The following is a 16,667-nucleotide window of genomic DNA, read 5'->3' as shown; positions in this document are numbered from 1 at the left end:
TCGCAAAACGAAAAATAAGATGTTAGCATTTTTGAAAAGATACATTAAAGGAGACAAATACCTATGGGCATTCATAGTGTTTTTGGCTATCTTTTCATTTTTGCCGGTATATTCGGCAAGTTCAAACTTGGTTTATACAGTAGGTTCAGGATCGGTGTTTTCGCACATTGGAAAGCATGCATTCTTTTTGATTATTGGAGTAATTATCATAGTGACGCTGCAAAGAGTGGATTATAAATATTTCGGAGGAATTGCGTTGCTCGGATTGCCCATCGTATTCATCATGCTGGTAGCGACTTTGGTACAGGGGACGACTATTGACGGCGCAAACGCTGCGCGTTGGTTAAAGCTGCCGGGAACTTCGATTACGATTCAGACTTCGACTTTTGCTTCGATGGTTTTATTGGTTTATATCGCAAGGTATTTAACCAAAATCAGAAACAAACAAGTAAAGTTTTCGGAAACGATTTTTCCGCTTTTCTTCCCGATGTTTGTCATTATCGGATTAATTTTCCCTGCAAACGGTTCTACCGCTGCCATGCTTTTTGTAATGGCGATGACGCTTCTGTTTTTGGGTGGATTTCCGCTTAAATTTTTATTAGGAATTTTAACTACAGGAATTGTCGCCGGAGGAATTTTCGTTTTTGTTGCATTTAATTATGCAGATATGATTCCCAATTCACGTGTGCATACATGGAAATCAAGAATTGACAATTTTTCCAACGATGACGGATTAGCATCTTACCAGGTTCAACATGCAAAAGCTGCCATCAACCGTGGAGGTGTTTTTAATCTGCAGCCGGGAAAAAGTGTGTTCAAACATACTTTACCGCAGTCATCATCTGACTTTATTTATGCAATTATAGTAGAAGAATACGGAATGTTCGGAGGCGCATTATTGCTCTTCCTTTTCCTTTTGGTATTGTTTAGAATCATGATCATCGCCACCAAAATCCATACATTTTTTGGGACATTACTCGTCTTTGCCGTCGGCTTGCCTGTGATATTTCAGGCGTTAATCAACATGGGGGTAGCGGTAAATTTATTTCCGGTAACGGGACAACCGCTGCCGATGATCAGTTATGGGGGGACGGCCCTTTGGGTAACGTGTATAGCGTTTGGGATTATTTTGAGTGTGAGCCGCGCAATCAAATCGCCGGAAGAAATTGAATTAGAAGAAAAAAGAAACAGTGAAGCAATTATCCAGGATATCGCCTAAAATTATCATCAGCGGAGGAGGAACCGGTGGTCACATTTACCCTGCAATTGCGATTGCAGACGAAATCAAACGCCGTTTGCCCGATGCAGATATTTTATTTGTAGGAGCTGAAGGCAAAATGGAAATGGAAAAAGTTCCGAAAGCAGGTTATCCGATTATCGGATTGCCAATTGCCGGAATTAACCGTGGAAATTTATTGTCTAATTTTTCTTTTCCTTTCAAATTAATCAAAAGTTTAAACCTAGCTTCGAAAACCGTTAGAGAATTTCAACCGGATATCGCAGTTGGAACGGGCGGATACGCAAGTGGTCCTTTGTTGAAAAGAGCATCGAAACGAGTTCCGATTGTCATTCAGGAACAGAATTCTTTTCCTGGAATTACCAATAAATTATTGGCAAAAAGTGCAGCTGCGATTTGTACAGCATATGAAGGAATTTCTCAATTTCCACAAGAAAAAGTGCATCACACCGGAAATCCGATTCGTGCAGAATTATTTCAGAATTTACCTGAAAGAAATAAAGCGGTTGAATCTTTTGGTTTAAATCCTGAAAAAACGGTTATTCTTTCAGTTGGCGGAAGTCAAGGTTCAAGAACTTTGAACAATGCTTGGATTGAAGGGATTAATGAATTAGAAAAAAACAATGTTCAGCTTATCTGGCAAACCGGAAAGTTGGAATACCAGAAAATAAAAGAACAAACTGCAAAAGATGTTGAAGGAATTCACATTTCTGAATTTATTTACAACATGCAGGATGCTTATGCGGCGGCAGATATAATCGTTTCGCGTGCGGGAGCGATGGCGATTTCGGAATTGTGTTTGATTGGAAAACCTGTGATTTTGGTTCCGTTTCCATTTGCGGCAGAAGACCATCAAACCAAAAATGCAAAATCTTTGGTCGATAAAAATGCGGCAATCATGTACAAAGACGATGAGGTTCCATTGAAATTGGTCAATGCAACTTTGGATTTGGCGCAAAATGAAAATCATCAAAAAGAACTTTCCGATAGTATCAAAAAGCTAGGAAAACCCCATGCTACAAAAGAAATTGTGGATATAATTTTAAATTTAATCTGATGATGAATCATTCAAAATTCAGAATTCAGAATTCAAAATAATTATTTGTATGAGCGTTTTAGACAAGACATATTATTATTTCATCGGAGCCGGAGGGATTGGAATGAGTGCGCTTGCGCGTTATTTCAAATCGATGGAAAAAGTAGTTTTGGGCTACGACAAAACGCTCACGGAATTGACCAAAAAATTGGAAGAAGAAGGAATAGATTTGCACTACGACGATGATTTGACCAAAATACCAAATTTTCTAAATCCTGAAAATACATTGGTGATTCATACGCCTGCAGTTCCCATTTATTTAAAAGAATACCAATATTTCCTTCAAAATAATTTCGAAATCTTAAAACGTTCAGCTGTTTTAGGAGAAATTACTGCGAATACTTATGGGATAGCCGTTGCCGGAACGCATGGGAAAACCACAACTTCTTCAATTTTAGGACATATTTTAAAAGAAGCAGGATTGGAAAGTACTGCGTTTTTGGGTGGTGTAGTGGAAAATTATGATTCCAACGTCATCATGAACGGCGGAAAAATTACCGTTTCAGAAGCCGATGAATTTGACCGTTCTTTCTTGCGTCTTTCCCCAAAAATCGGAATCATCACTTCGATGGATGCCGATCATTTGGACATTTACGGCGACAAAGAAACTTTGGAGGAAACCTTTATTGAATTTGGCTCTAAAATAGAAGAACAATTATTTGTCAGAAAAGGTTTGCCGATTGCCAATGCCATGACATATGGTGTGGAAAGTGGCGCCGATTACGATGCCATTAATATAAAAATTGAAAATGGAATTTACCACTTTGAAGTAAAAACGCCGGATGGCGAATTGCTCAAAAATTTCAAATTGCAATTGCCTGGCAAACACAATGTGGAAAATGCAACGGCTGCAATTGCGGTGGCGGATTACATGAAAGTTCCGGCGCATAAAATTGCATACGGACTGGAAAATTTCATCGGCGTGAAACGCAGATTCAACCGTTGGGACATCAATGGGAAAATTTATATCGACGATTATGCACACCATCCTACGGAATTGAATGCGGTTACACATTCCGTTCGTGAAATGTTTCCGGGAAAAAAAGTTTTGGGTGTTTTCCAGCCACACTTGTTTACGAGAACGAGAGATTTTGCGGAAGGATTTACAGAAAGTTTAAGTCAGTTTGATGAATTGATTTTGCTGGATATTTACCCGGCGCGTGAAGAGCCTTTGGAAGGAATTCATTCTGCATGGTTGTTGGAGCAAATTAATTTAGACAAAAAAGAAATTTCCACGCTACAAGATGCGATGGGTAAAATCAAAACCAAAGAATTTGACGTCTTGGTAACAGTTGGTGCAGGAAACATAGACACGTTGGTAAAACCTATAAAACAATGGTTGTATGAAGGCTAAACTCACCATATTAAAAGCATTTTTAGGTGTGGCGATTCTTGCGTTTCTGGTAAGTTTTTCCGCGCAACGTCATGCTTGTAAAGAATTAAAAGACATTAAAATCAAAATTGACCACGAATCGGGAACTTATTTTGTGAATGATAGTTTGGTGCGGATTTTAATTGATGGAAATAAATTGAAAGTTTCTCAAATTCCATTGGGGAATTTAAATATTTCAGAGGTAGAACAAACTTTAAACAAGAGTTCATTCATCAAAAAATCTGAAGTTTTTCAAAATATCGACGGAGAAATGTCGGTTGAAATCACACAGGAAACGCCAGTCGCAAGAGTAAATACCGGGGAAGATGAATATTATTTAACCAAAGAACTGACCAAAATCCCGCTCTCAAATTTGTATTCAGCTGAGGTAATGCTGGTTGGTGGAAAGATAGAAGAAGAAGATTTTAAAGGATTAAATGAACTGCTAAAATTCGTAATGGCTGATAAGTTGTTGAAAAAACACATTATCGCCGTAAAAAAACAACAACCAAATTCGTTTATTTTGTTGGTTAACAAAGGAGATTACATCATTGAATTTGGCGAATTAAAAGATTTCGAAAAGAAATTTGAAAAATTAAAATTGTTTTACAACCAGTATCTCGGTAAAGTCGGGATGAATTATTACAAAACAATCAACCTAAAATTTAATAACCAAATTGTTGCAACCAAAAGAAACAGTGATGAATAACAAAGGAATAGCAGTAGGACTCGACATTGGAACCACGAAAATCGTGGCGATGGTCGGCAGAAAAAATGAACATGGAAAGATTGAAATTCTAGGTGTTGGAAAAGCCAAAAGTTTAGGCGTTCACCGTGGAGTTGTCAACAATATTACACAAACGGTTGCTTCAATAAAAGAAGCAGTGGCGGAAGCTGAAGCTGCTTCGGGCTACAAAATTACTGATGTTACTGTTGGGATTGCGGGTCAGCATATCCGCAGTTTGCAGCACAGCGATTACATCACGCGTCCCAATTATGAAGATGTAATTGACGAAAATGATTTGAAAAAATTAGTCAATCAGGTATATAAATTAGTGATGCTTCCGGGAGAAGAGATCATCCACGTGTTGCCACAGGAATTCAAAGTGGACAGCGAGGGCGAAATCAAAGAACCGATAGGTATGTACGGAAGCCGTTTGGAAGCAAATTTTCATGTCGTTGTCGGACAAGTTACTTCCATTAAAAATATAGCAAGATGTGTGAAAAATGCAGGTTTAAATCTTGCAGGAATTACGCTCGAACCCATTGCTTCTTCAGATGCAGCATTGAGCAAAGAAGAAAAAGAAGCAGGTGTAGCCTTGATTGACATCGGAGGTGGGACAACTGACATAGCGATTTTCAAAGACAATACAATTCGTCACACTTCTGTCATTCCTTTTGGCGGAAATGTAATTACGGAAGATATAAAAGTAGGTTGTTCGATTATCGAAAGACAAGCTGAATTATTAAAAGAAAAATTCGGATCAGCTTGGCCGGGGGAAAACAAAGAAACAGAAGTTGTTTCTATTCCGGGATTGAGAGGCCGCGACCCAAAAGAAATTTCATTGAAAAGATTGTCACAAATCATCCATGCACGTGTGCAGGAAATTTTGGAGCAAAGCTATTTGGAATTGAAACATTATGGTTGCGAAGAACAAAAGAAAAAATTAATAGCAGGTATTGTGATGACAGGTGGTGGTTCTAAATTAAAACATATCCGTCAATTGACAGAATACATCACAGGAATGGACGTGAGGATTGGGTATTCCAACGAACACATCATCGGTGACAAAGCCGCTGAACTTTCAGGTCCTGAATATGCAACTTCGGTTGGATTGTTGATGAAAGGATTGGAAAAATTAGAAGAAAACCAAATCGAAATTTACGAAGAGGAAGTAATGAATACGATGGGCGGAAATGATTCCACAGCGGATTCACAGAAAGTAATGATCGATGAATATTTAGATGTTCCTGTTGTGGATGCTCCTGAAAAACCAGGCGTTAAAACAAAGCCTAAAACACAAAAAGGACCTTCTATTTTTTCTAAATGGACGGATAAATTTATCCAAATGATTAATGAAACTGAATAACTGAATTAAAAATTTAATAATATGAGCACCGGAGATTTTATGTTTGACTTGCCAAAAAACCGCTCTTCAGCTATCAAAGTGATAGGTGTAGGAGGTGGAGGTAGCAATGCTGTGAATTACATGCATCAGCAAGGGATTACAGGTGTGGACTTTGTAGTTTGCAACACCGATGCACAAGCATTGAACAATAGTCCTGTTCCTAACCGTGTACAGTTGGGGCAATCTACAACAGAAGGTTTGGGCGCAGGCGCAAATCCTGAAGTAGGTGAGCAGGCAGCGTTGGAAAGTATAGAAGACATCAAAAAGTTTTTGGATGTCAATACCAAAATGGTTTTCATTACTGCCGGAATGGGTGGTGGAACCGGAACAGGAGCAGCTCCTATCATCGCCGGAATTTCTAAAGAATTGGGGATTTTGACCGTAGGAATTTGTACTGCACCTTTCTATTTTGAAGGTAAAATGCGTTTGGAGCAAGCTGAGCGCGGTATCGAAAAATTAAGAAATAATGTTGATTCATTGATTGTTATCAACAACGATAAATTGCGTGAATTGTACGGGAATTTAGGTTACAAAGATGCATTTACACGTGCAGACGAAGTTTTGACAACAGCAGCGAAAGGAATTGCTGAAGTAATCACGAAACATTACGCAACCAATATCGACTTGAAAGATGCAAGAACTGTTTTGGCTGACAGCGGAACCGCAATCATGGGAACCGGAAAAGCAAGCGGTGAAAACAAAGCAAGAGAAGCTATCGTTGGCGCACTGGATTCTCCTTTGTTGAACAACAACAAAATCAGTGGTGCAAAAAATGTATTGTTATTAATCGTTTCGGGTGAAAATGAAGTAACGATGGACGAAATCGGAACCATCAACGACTACATCCAGACGGAGGCAGGGAACAATGCCAATATCATCATGGGTATAGGTGAAGACATGGAATTGGGGGATAAAATCAGTGTTACGGTTGTAGCAACGGGTTTTCCGACCGAAGACCAGATTTTCACAGGAAAGGAAGAAGAGAAAGTTTTCCATAGATTAGAGGAAGAACAGCCCTTGATTCAAAAGCTTTCACATGAAACTCCTTTTCCCGTTCATGTTAAAAAAATTAAAGACATAGAAGAACCTCAAATGGTTCAGCCTGTAGAGACTCAAACGCAGCAAGTTAGATCTGAAGAGCCTCAACAGGTAAAATTCTTTTTGGAAGAAGAAGCTCCAAAAGTTACAAAACCAGTAGTTGAAGACGCTTGGGAACCTCAATTGAAATCTGAAATGAAAGTGCAGCAGCCTTTGTTTGAGGAAGAAATTGTTTTTGAACAAAATTATCATTTCGATGAACCGGTAAATGAAGTAGAGGAAACGATAGAAGAGGAATTTACAGAAACGGTGATGTTTACTTTAGATGATGATTTCGAAGAAGAAACAATCGAAGAAAAACAAGTTTTTTCAAATCCAAATCAGCAGACTGAGCCTGAAGTAAAGAAAGAAATCAGAATTGAAGAAGAAATAAATCCAACGGATTCTCCGATTTCACAATCGCTTTCTCAGGCAATCGAAGAGCGAAGAGCGAGATTGAAACAATTCAATTACAAGTTCAAAAATACATTGAGCAATAAATCTGTCGACGAAGTAGAAAGTATTCCAGCATACAAAAGACAGGGAATCGAGTTGAATGAAAGAGACTACAATTCGCCTTCAGATTTGGTGGTAGGAAAGGACAGCAGCAACGAATTAAAAATTCGTCCAAATAACTTCCTGCACGACAACGTAGATTAAAGATTATTTTCATAGGTTTTAGGTTGGTTAAAAATGCTTTCGGAGATTCTTTTCCGGGAGCATTTTTGTTTGTGGATTAATTTGACTCGATTTAAACTAAAATATTTAGAAATTTAAATAATTATTTCACCGGGAAATTCTTCTCTAAAAATTTAAAAATCAAATCAAAATGCTGTAAAGGTGTGCTATGACTTCCTTCTATTGCTTTGTGCTCATAATTATATTTGAAATGCTTGCTTTTCAATCTTGAAATCATTTTTTCTGACATTGGCGTAGAAGGACAAATTTCGTCTTTGGTGGCCGAAAGTAAGAAAATAGAACCCTTTATATTTTCCACTTTGATCAAAGCCTTTTCCTCTGCGGTACTATCTTTCAGCATTGTTTCAAAAGCACCTCTCAAATCCCTTTTCATCAAAAATGGAACGGTTTCCTCATTCACCGGAACAAATGGTAATTCTTTCCCTTCAAATGTCCAGGCTGAACTGTTGAAATGTTCCGTATGTCCCGGAAAAGCAACGTGACTTGGCACAATTCCCACCACACAACTGATGTCAGAGTAATAACTACCCAACAGCAAAGCCAAATCTGCACCGCGTGAACCGCCGACAATTGCAATTTTTTCGGAATTAATTTTTGGATTTTCTGCAGCTTTCAAAATAGCATTATGTACATCTTCCAATGCTATTTTGTCCAAAATAGGCGGCGTTCCGGGCGCACCGAAATAGCCAATGGCGAGAAAAGCATAGCCTTTTTCTATAAATTCATTACGCGTTTTTTTCCAATAATCGCTCGTCCAGGCATTCCCACCTTCTGAACCGCCCAATCCTACAACCAAAGGCTGATTTTCACCTTCGCTCAAATAAAGAAAACTCTCTGTATTGACTGTTTCGAGCTTAATTTGACCATAAGAAAGACCGGAAAGCACGATGGCGATACCTAAAAATAAAGTTTTGAATGTGTTGAAGTTTTTCATTTTTTTAGATGAATTTGAAATGCGAAGTTGAACATTTATAAATTCAAAACATTTGACCTGTATCAAATAATTACTTTTTTGCACGGATTCGGCTCAGCGTTTCTTGTGTAATGCCTAAGTAAGAAGCCACCATTCCTAATGGAATCCGATGGTAAACATCTTTGTAAGTTTCACAAAAGTGAATGTATTTTTCAAGTGCAGTCGTAAACCGAAGCGAAGTGATGCGTTCCATCAAATGTCCGAAAACCGTTCCCATTGAAAGCCGTGCATACCTTTCCATCTCCGGGAAATTTTCGAACAAATAAACTAGATCATTTACATGAAGACAAAATACCTCCGTATTTTCAATGGCATCGATGTAATAAATATCCACTTTTCTCTGCATAAAACTCCGCGGCGAATTCACCCATTCTCCTTCCTCGCTAAAATATTCGCTCACTTCCTTTCCATCTTTTAAAAAATAAGTGCGGAGCAAACCCTTTTGTATGAAATAGCTCTCCGTGCAAACCGTAGCTGCATCATGCACCAATTCACCCTTTTTGAAAGTTTTGAAATGAATTCGGCTCACCAATTCCCGCTGCAAATTATCGCTCAGCTGGATGTATTTTTCGAAATGTGCTAGTAAAATTGTTTCTGTTTGCATAGGCAATTAATTGAGAAAAGTTTACGCTATTGAATATTCTTAATTACCTTTTCTCCATTCTGACAAAGGAATTTCTTTTTTATTAATGGTGTCTAAATAAAATATTTCGAACGAAAGTGTATCAACTAAAAAGTTGTATATAATTTTCTTTGACTTAGCTTTCATCCAATAACGACTTGACTCTCTAGGTTCTTTGAAAACAGATACCGATCCACAATTTTTACATTCCGGAATACTCCAAATTGTATCAAATACTTTGTTTCTTATTCCATTATCACTTACGGTAATTTTTGCATCAGAACGATCACTTGGGTAAAATAATTCAGTTAAAAGTTTGGGATTGGATTTTTTTAGTTCTAATAATCTAATCTTTGAATGTCTGTAATGATAATAATGATCCATTGAAATATCAGAAACTATCTCCTCGTATTTTTTTATAGCCATTTCTTTATTACCAATTACCTCATAAAAATTTGCGTTTATAAAATTTGTAATATACCACCCAACTCCAGCTTTACTTAATAATTCCTTTGCTTTTTCAAAATCTTTTAACTTTACATAATTACAAGCCAGATGAATAAAATCATTTTCACTATAATTAATTTCTCCATCAAATCTTCGTTGACTCAATTTTGCAGAATGTTCTATCTCATTAATTGACTTTTGATATTCTCCCATCCTATAAAGAGTCTCTATCTTTAAATTTGTGACTAATGACACTTTATTGTCCTTTATTTTTAGTGAATCTGTTTCTGAGTTCAATTGATATTCAATCTTTTCAATTTCTTTAAGTACAAATTTGGGTTCATCATTTATTTTTTCATAAAGATTTATAATTATAGAATCAAATCTATTTAATTCATTAGAAACTCTTCTCATTTCCACCTCCATTTGACAACTTCCACAAACAGCTTTTTCAATTACCTCATCATTGTCTTTTTTACAAGAATAGATCATTGTGAAAATCATTAAGATTAAAAAAAGTATTCTCATTAGTTTGGGGATTCAAAATAAGAATTCAAAATAATTTACCTCAAATACTTATCTAAAAATGCCAGCACAGCTTTACACGCATTGATTTGATTTTCCTTTTTCACAAATCCATGCCCTTCATCCGGAAACAAAACATATTCTACCGGCACACCTTTGTTTTTGGCAGCTGCAGCCATTTCATCCGTTTCGATTTGCAGTACGCGAGGGTCTTGCGCTCCTTGCAAGAAAAGTACAGGTTTTTCGATTTTATCTGCATGAAACAACGGAGAAATCTTTCTCAATCGTATTGAATCTGAAGTCGTGGGATCACCCATTTCTTCATACAATGCGATTCGTTGAGCTTCCCACCAGGAAGGAATGCTTTCCAAAGTTCTCATCCAGTTCACAACTCCAAAATAATCGACACCCACCTTGAATTCTTTCGGCTGAGATGTCAGCGCAGCCATTACCATAAATCCACCGTAAGAACCGCCCATAATGCCTATTTTATTGGCATCTATATAAGGAAGCGTTGCCAAATAATTTTTCCCTTCTATGCAGTCTTGCAAATCCCCTTCTCCGTGGTTTTTGTCATCCATTCTATAAAAAGTTTTGCCATAACCACTTGAGCCGCGGTTGTTCACAGCCAATATCGCATAACCGTGATTGACATAATACTGCATTTCTTCGCTAAACCCAACTCTGCTTTGTCCGCCAGGACCGCCATGCACCCAAACCAAGGCAGGCACTTTTTTGTTGGCATTTGCTTGTTTTGGTTTGTATAAAATAGCAGGAATTTCCACACCGTCAAAAGATTTGTAACGCACCACTTCTGCCGAAACCAAATCTTCTTCATTGATTTCGGGATTCAAAGAATTCGTCAGTTTCTGAAGTTTTTTTGTGTTTAAATCGTAAGAATAAATGTTAGCGGGCGACTTTGAACTGCCGACTCTCAAGGACATTTTTGATTCGCTCGGAGAAAAAATTACGCCCAAAATATCACCATCCGGAATTTTAGGAACCTCAATTTGTTTCCCTGTTTTCGTGTCAAAAATTTTAACTACGTTTTTTGCATCTTCATTGATGCCCACTACGCGGTATTTCCCTTTTTCGGTATGGTAAGCATAAGAAATATCCCATTTTTCCTCCCATATTTTTTCTGATTTTTGGGTTGGAATATCATACCGCATCAAATGTTTGAATTCACTTCCATAATCTGTCAAATAATAGAAAGATTGATTGTCCAGGCTAAAATCACAAGCAGCATAATCAGCACCGTCCACAGAAATTTTAATTGTTTCTTTGGTGTCTATTTTGTACAAATAAAGCTCAGAAACAGAAGTGGTAATCGGTTTGAGAAGCGATACGATATTTTTATTCCCTGAAATAATGCTTACCTGATAACCGCCGTCATTTTGATAAATCATTTTAGATTGAAACTTCGAAATGTCCATTTCATATAGATCAAAAAAACGTTTGTCCCGCTTATTGGAAGTATAGAAAAAACTCTTTTTATCCTTGCTCCATTCCAAAAAAGAACTGATTGCACCCTTATCCGGCGTGAGGTCAGTCACCTCGCCTTTTTCATTTTTGAGGTAAATGTGGTCGATTTCATTTCCTCCTTGGTCACTTGCATATAACATTCTATTGTCAGATGGAAAATAAGAAATGGGAAAAAGGGATTCAGTTGTAGAATTCGTCAGCGCTTGAGCCTCACCGCCATTCACAGAAATTTCAAATACATTGTAAATACCCGTTTGATTACTGCCAATCAGTAAGTTTTTTTCATCAAAAGAAAAACTCCCGCCGTTGTACCGAATCGTTTTGTAAAATTGTTCGATCGTATATTGTTTTGGATCTTGAAACGAAGTTTCAAATGCCGACAATATTGCCAAAATGACAATAACTGAAATGGTTTTGTAAATGGTTTTCATGTGATTTTTTTTAGTTTTTATAAGTAGATGTTTAATTCTTTCAATGATGTTGAGAGTTCTAACTTTTATTCTTAAGCTGATTATCAAATATACGAACTTAAATATCTTTCAATAAATTAAATTTTATCGAAATAAATTGAATATTAGTCTCTTAACTGTTTTTTTATCTTGTAAATAGAAATTCATTTACTCCTCGGATGATAAGTCAAAATAGCATTCCGCATATCTTTATCATCCAAATGTGTATAAATCTCAGTCGTAGTGATGCTTTCATGTCCCAGCATCATTTGTATCGAACGCAAGTCTGCTCCATTTTTCAGTAAATGCGTCGCAAAAGAATGCCGGAACGTATGCGGACTTATTTTTTTGTGAATTCCCGCTCGCTCTGCCAGATTTTTAATGATGGTAAAGATCATCACGCGCGTCAAATTTTTACCACGTCTGTTCAGAAATAAATAATCCTCAAAACCTTTCTGTATCACCTGATGATTCCTGATATGTTCTTTATATAAATTGATGTATTTCACCGTATAACCCGAAATCGGAATCAACCTTTGTTTATTTCCCTTTCCCGTCACCCGTATAAAATCCTCCTCAAAAAATAAATCAGAAAGTTTCAATTCAGTTAACTCAGAAACGCGCAAACCGCAACCATACAAAGTCTCGATGATGGCCCGATTCCTTTCACCTTCTGCCAAACTCAAATCAATTGCCGCAACCAATTTATCAATTTCCTCTTCCGAAAGCGTATCAGGTAATTTCATTCCCAATTTTGGAGTTTCCAACAGCTCAGCCGGATTGTCTGACCGCCAATCTTCCAATTGCAAATACCCGAAAAAACTTTTTAAGGATGAAATCAATCTTGCCTGCGATCGAATTGCGGTTTCACTTTTCGCAAACTGATACAGGAATTCCTCCACATCAGATTTCCCAATCTCAATCGGATTTTTATCAGAAAAAAATTCCAGTTTCCTCAAGTCGCGGAGATAGGCTTCCAGCGTATTATCAGACAAACTCTTCTCAAGTTTTAGATAAGATTTATATTCAGAAATAGCTTCCCGCCATTCCATCTATGTCGGATTTTCAATTTCAAAGACCTTTTGGATCATCGAATCCTGTGGAATCCATGCACGGTAAAGTGCATTCGTCCCGAAAAGTTCATCGGCTATAGATGCCTTCAAAAAGTCTTTCAATGTTTGTTCATCATGCTCATTCACATTTCTTCCACGGATCCCCATGATTCCCAAAAACTCATTGTAGACAGGAGTTACATCATAATGACTTAGAAAAATATTTTCATTCAGCCAAAACGGATTGTAACGGTTTTCTTCTACTTTTTTAAAGATGAAATCTTCCGTATCGCGCGTACTGCTGTGGTAAATCCATTGTCCCAATTTAGAAGAATCAATCGGGACAAATTCATCCGGAACAATTCCTCCGCCACCGTAAACGATTTTACCCGAAGGAGCTTTGTATTCTAAATTTTTATTGAATTTAATGCTGTCTTTGGTGTACAATTCACCGCTTTGCAATCTTCGGTAAATTTCATCTGAGTAAGCAGAGTTTCCTTCGTCATAAGGTCTTTGAATTGAACGCCCTGAAGGCGTATAATACCTTGCGACTGTCAGTCTCAAACGTGTGCCATCTCCCAAACTGATTTCTCTTTGAACCAATCCTTTTCCGAAAGAACGTCTTCCGATGATGGTTGCGCGCCCGTATTCCTGCAAAGCACCCGAAACGATTTCACTCGCAGAAGCAGAATTTTCATCAATCAAAACATAAACTTTCCCATGCTCAAAACTCCCTTTGGAAGTTGCGTAAATGTATTTTCGTTTTTCTTCTTTGTCTTGTGTGTAAACGATGAGTTCTTTTTCTTTGAGGAATTCATCGGCGATTTGTTCAGCAACCGTCATAATTCCGCCCGGATTTCCTCTTAAATCCAGAACCAAAGATTTCATTCCTTTTTTGTTTAATTTTTCCAATGCAGCATGGACTTCATTCGCCGATTGTTCCGCAAATCGAACGAGTTTTATGTACCCCATTTCATCATTGATCATAAAAGAAGAAACGACGCTCGGCAACGGCAAACTTCCTTTTTTTGCATTTATTTCAACCAAAGACTTATTTCTCAAGACTGTGAGACTCACTTCCGATTCGTTTCCGCCTTTGAGCAAAGCAGTTGCTTGCTCGGCTTTCAGGTCCATGATGTCGATGCCGTCAATTTTCAAAATCCTGTCACCCGGAAACAGTTTTCCGACATTGGGACTTTCTGCCACAACGCGGCTGATGACAATCGTATCGTTGTAAGATTTTACATTTACGCCAATTCCCTGAAAGCTTCCGCTCATTTGCTGGGTAACTTTTTGGATTGATTTTTTGTCTAAATAAGTAGTGTGCGGATCTAAATTACTCAACATCTGCGTAATTGTTTTGTCCACCAGACTGTCTGTATTTACATTTTCTATATATTGATTGTCAATCAGAGAAACGAGTCTTCTGATTTTTTGTTCATTGTCGCTGTACTCTAAACCAACCAGTTTGTCATTTTCATCGACAGCTATGTCATACTTTTTACCCACCATAAATCCGGCAATGAAGATGATCACTACTACCAGAAAAATGTTGATTATTTTGAAAAAAAGTCTCATTTTAATTCATTAAATCTTCTATAGAAAGTTGAACTACATCAATGTTTGCCTTTTTTAGAAATTCAATTCCCGAAATGTCTTTGTATTCTTCGAAATAAACCACTCTCGTGATACCTGCCTGATGAACCAGTTTGCTACATTCGCGGCATGGAGAAAGCGTGATGTACAAAGTGGCACCGACGCAAGACTGCGTGGAAGCAGCAACTTTCAGTATGGCATTGGCTTCGGCGTGCAATACATACCATTTGGTATAGCCTTCGTCATCTTCACATATATTTTCAAATCCAACCGGCGTGCCGTTGTATCCGTCAGAAATGATCATTCGGTCTTTGACGATCAGAGCACCGACCTGTCTTCTTTCGCAATAAGATAAATTTCCCCATTCCAATGCCATTTTCATGTAGGCTTTATCGTATCTCAATTGTTTTGAATCCATTTATTCACTTTCAAACAAAGCATTTTGCCTTTTAATTTCAAACTGTTGCAAGTTAGAAAAAGAAAGAATATTAATGATCGAATTAAGAAAACTTTTAGATAGATTTTTCTAAAATAAATGAGGTCTCATGCTGAATTCCATTATTTCCCCGCGTGTAGATGATGGTTATTTTTTCTCCTTCATTTTGTTTGAACAAATCCAGCATCTCAGGCAGTGAAATCGTTTCATGCTTTTTACCGTCTAGTTCTACCTTGTCCAATTTGCTGGCGGCAAATCTATAGTCGATAATATGATTTTGAAAGACACCTACTTTTTTACCGTTGATGAATTGGATGGCATCTCCTTTTTTGATACCTGCAAGCGCCGCCGGAGAATTTTCGCGTATGTACATGACTTCTAAATAGGGCAGTTCCGGATAGGGTTGGTAGAGTTCCATCCCTGCCATATTGTAGTTGAATTTGTCATTGAATTTTTTGTTCTTTTTGACAAATAATTTCTGGTTTTTATAATCATAAATGGTGGTGAAACGTTTCAGTATCTCGCCTCCAATCGTTCCGTTTCGTTCCAGCCGGCTTATTTTTCGGGTTGATAGGGTATCGGGAAAAGATGTCGTTGGTTCTTCCAGTTTTACGGAACCAAGTTGTACATAATTGATGCGTGATTTCTTGCCATGGATTTCTCCATTCAAACCAAAACCTAAATAATCAACAATATATTTAGAAGGAATGTTGACCATCTGGCTTCCGTCTTCAAAAAGCCAGACAGCGTCCCAACTACCGGAATCGATCAATAATTTCAATGAAATTTCGACACCGTTGATGGCAGAATGTGTCGTTACGTAAGGTTTTTTCTTTTTGATTTCGAGATTAACTTCGTCAAATTTTTTGATTTTGTCCGCCTTTTTTTTGTAGAAATAATCGTGTTTGTAAAATGTGATTTTCTTGTTGGAATAATTAATTTCTGTGACAAATTCATTTAATAAATCATAACCGATAATCCCATAAATCGGTACCCCAAAACGGCTGCTGAGGTTAAACTCTTTTTCAAACAACAAAACAATCTCCGTGGTATATGAATTTGCCAAACCAATTTTCAAGGTATTGTTCATGGAAAGATAAGCTTCCAATGTTTTAGAATCGTTTCCCAATCCGGCAATTTGAATTGGTTTTCCTTTGTTGAGTTTGAAATAATTGATGGCTTCCAAGTTGGTGATGATGGTATGCGGCGAACCGGTGTCGATGATAAAATTCAGCGGAACAGAACCATTGATGGAAAGCGGAATGATGACGAGGTTTCCAACGTGTTGAAATGGCAGGCTGAATTTATTTTTATTTCCTTCAATAGAAAATTCCTGTCCAATCAAAATGAATGGAAGGAGCGTCAAAATATAAAATATGGTCAATCGAAATGCTTTCACTCAAACTAAGTTACAAAAACTTAACATTGGTTTGATTAAATTTTATGAACGCCCTAATTTCTCCATCAAACAG

General features: G+C 37.4%; 14 protein-coding genes. 6 read left to right on the top strand and 8 right to left on the bottom strand.

Features of this window, described 5'->3' with window-relative positions; genetic code table 11:
• The first annotated feature begins 19 nt into the window (after positions 1-19).
• From B8977_RS13800 to ftsZ, 6 genes are read left to right on the top strand one after another with little or no spacing between them, the layout of a single operon-like run.
• The gene (locus tag B8977_RS13800; protein WP_084018709.1) at positions 20-1,219 is read left to right on the top strand and encodes an FtsW/RodA/SpoVE family cell cycle protein; all 1,200 of its coding nucleotides are present in this window, start codon (positions 20-22) and stop codon (positions 1,217-1,219) included.
• A complete protein-coding gene (murG, locus tag B8977_RS13795; RefSeq protein WP_084018706.1) occupies positions 1,191-2,294 on the top strand; it encodes an undecaprenyldiphospho-muramoylpentapeptide beta-N-acetylglucosaminyltransferase in 1,104 nt (367 codons plus the stop codon). Before B8977_RS13800 ends, murG begins: the two co-directional genes overlap by 29 nt.
• Before the next feature lie 49 nt (positions 2,295-2,343).
• Positions 2,344-3,687, top strand: a complete 1,344-nt coding sequence (murC, locus tag B8977_RS13790; protein WP_084018702.1) for a UDP-N-acetylmuramate--L-alanine ligase — start codon at positions 2,344-2,346, stop codon at positions 3,685-3,687.
• The gene (locus tag B8977_RS13785) at positions 3,677-4,414 is read left to right on the top strand and encodes a cell division protein FtsQ/DivIB (protein ID WP_084018699.1); all 738 of its coding nucleotides are present in this window, start codon (positions 3,677-3,679) and stop codon (positions 4,412-4,414) included. Before murC ends, B8977_RS13785 begins: the two co-directional genes overlap by 11 nt.
• Positions 4,407-5,795 carry a cell division protein FtsA gene (gene ftsA, locus B8977_RS13780; RefSeq protein ID WP_084018696.1) on the top strand — a complete coding sequence of 463 codons (1,389 nt, stop codon included), beginning with the start codon at positions 4,407-4,409 and terminating at the stop codon, positions 5,793-5,795. Before B8977_RS13785 ends, ftsA begins: the two co-directional genes overlap by 8 nt.
• A gap of 21 nt (positions 5,796-5,816) precedes the next feature.
• Positions 5,817-7,571: a cell division protein FtsZ gene (gene ftsZ, locus B8977_RS13775; protein ID WP_084018693.1), complete on the top strand. Its 1,755-nt coding sequence runs from the start codon at positions 5,817-5,819 to the stop codon at positions 7,569-7,571.
• Between the two features lie 121 nt (positions 7,572-7,692).
• Here ftsZ and B8977_RS13770 read toward each other — a convergent pair whose 3' ends face one another.
• The 8 genes from B8977_RS13770 to B8977_RS13735 form a co-directional block, all read right to left on the bottom strand.
• Entirely contained in the window at positions 7,693-8,544 is an 852-nt protein-coding gene (locus B8977_RS13770) for an acyl-CoA thioester hydrolase/BAAT C-terminal domain-containing protein (protein WP_084018691.1), read from the bottom strand.
• 70 nt (positions 8,545-8,614) lie between these two features.
• Positions 8,615-9,187, bottom strand: a complete 573-nt coding sequence (locus B8977_RS13765) for a Crp/Fnr family transcriptional regulator (RefSeq protein ID WP_084018688.1) — start codon at positions 9,185-9,187, stop codon at positions 8,615-8,617.
• A 39-nt stretch (positions 9,188-9,226) separates the two neighbouring features.
• On the bottom strand, positions 9,227-10,180 hold the full coding sequence (locus tag B8977_RS13760; protein WP_084018684.1) for a tetratricopeptide repeat protein: 954 nt from the start codon (positions 10,178-10,180) through the stop codon (positions 9,227-9,229).
• A gap of 35 nt (positions 10,181-10,215) precedes the next feature.
• Positions 10,216-12,093 carry a S9 family peptidase gene (locus tag B8977_RS13755; protein WP_084018681.1) on the bottom strand — a complete coding sequence of 626 codons (1,878 nt, stop codon included), beginning with the start codon at positions 12,091-12,093 and terminating at the stop codon, positions 10,216-10,218.
• A gap of 182 nt (positions 12,094-12,275) precedes the next feature.
• Positions 12,276-13,163, bottom strand: a complete 888-nt coding sequence (gene xerD / locus B8977_RS13750) for a site-specific tyrosine recombinase XerD (protein WP_084018678.1) — start codon at positions 13,161-13,163, stop codon at positions 12,276-12,278.
• Positions 13,164-14,741 (bottom strand): S41 family peptidase, encoded by a 1,578-nt coding sequence (locus B8977_RS13745; RefSeq protein ID WP_084018675.1) that lies wholly within the window; start codon positions 14,739-14,741, stop codon positions 13,164-13,166. It abuts the gene before it with no gap.
• Position 14,742: 1 nt separating this feature from the next.
• Entirely contained in the window at positions 14,743-15,177 is a 435-nt protein-coding gene (locus B8977_RS13740; RefSeq protein WP_084018672.1) for a deoxycytidylate deaminase, read from the bottom strand.
• Positions 15,178-15,271: 94 nt separating this feature from the next.
• Entirely contained in the window at positions 15,272-16,594 is a 1,323-nt protein-coding gene (locus tag B8977_RS13735; RefSeq protein WP_084018669.1) for a retropepsin-like aspartic protease, read from the bottom strand.
• Between the last annotated feature and the right edge of the window lie 73 nt (positions 16,595-16,667).

The organism is Moheibacter sediminis (assembly GCF_900176425.1).
Lineage (GTDB): Bacteria > Bacteroidota > Bacteroidia > Flavobacteriales > Weeksellaceae > Moheibacter > Moheibacter sediminis.
This window is presented reverse-complemented; position numbering and strand designations above follow the sequence as displayed.

What these genes read in the sequence shown, in the direction of transcription:
- B8977_RS13800 (WP_084018709.1), top strand. Translation starts at nt 20, where the DNA reads ATGTTAGCATTTTTGAAAAGATACATTAAAGGAGACAAATACCTATGG.
- murC (WP_084018702.1), top strand. Translation starts at nt 2,344, where the DNA reads ATGAGCGTTTTAGACAAGACATATTATTATTTCATCGGAGCCGGAGGG.
- B8977_RS13785 (WP_084018699.1), top strand. Translation starts at nt 3,677, where the DNA reads ATGAAGGCTAAACTCACCATATTAAAAGCATTTTTAGGTGTGGCGATT.
- ftsA (WP_084018696.1), top strand. Translation starts at nt 4,407, where the DNA reads ATGAATAACAAAGGAATAGCAGTAGGACTCGACATTGGAACCACGAAA.
- ftsZ (WP_084018693.1), top strand. Translation starts at nt 5,817, where the DNA reads ATGAGCACCGGAGATTTTATGTTTGACTTGCCAAAAAACCGCTCTTCA.
- B8977_RS13770 (WP_084018691.1), bottom strand. Translation starts at nt 8,544, where the DNA reads ATGAAAAACTTCAACACATTCAAAACTTTATTTTTAGGTATCGCCATC.
- B8977_RS13765 (WP_084018688.1), bottom strand. Translation starts at nt 9,187, where the DNA reads ATGCAAACAGAAACAATTTTACTAGCACATTTCGAAAAATACATCCAG.
- B8977_RS13760 (WP_084018684.1), bottom strand. Translation starts at nt 10,180, where the DNA reads ATGAGAATACTTTTTTTAATCTTAATGATTTTCACAATGATCTATTCT.
- B8977_RS13755 (WP_084018681.1), bottom strand. Translation starts at nt 12,093, where the DNA reads ATGAAAACCATTTACAAAACCATTTCAGTTATTGTCATTTTGGCAATA.
- xerD (WP_084018678.1), bottom strand. Translation starts at nt 13,163, where the DNA reads ATGGAATGGCGGGAAGCTATTTCTGAATATAAATCTTATCTAAAACTT.
- B8977_RS13745 (WP_084018675.1), bottom strand. Translation starts at nt 14,741, where the DNA reads ATGAGACTTTTTTTCAAAATAATCAACATTTTTCTGGTAGTAGTGATC.
- B8977_RS13740 (WP_084018672.1), bottom strand. Translation starts at nt 15,177, where the DNA reads ATGGATTCAAAACAATTGAGATACGATAAAGCCTACATGAAAATGGCA.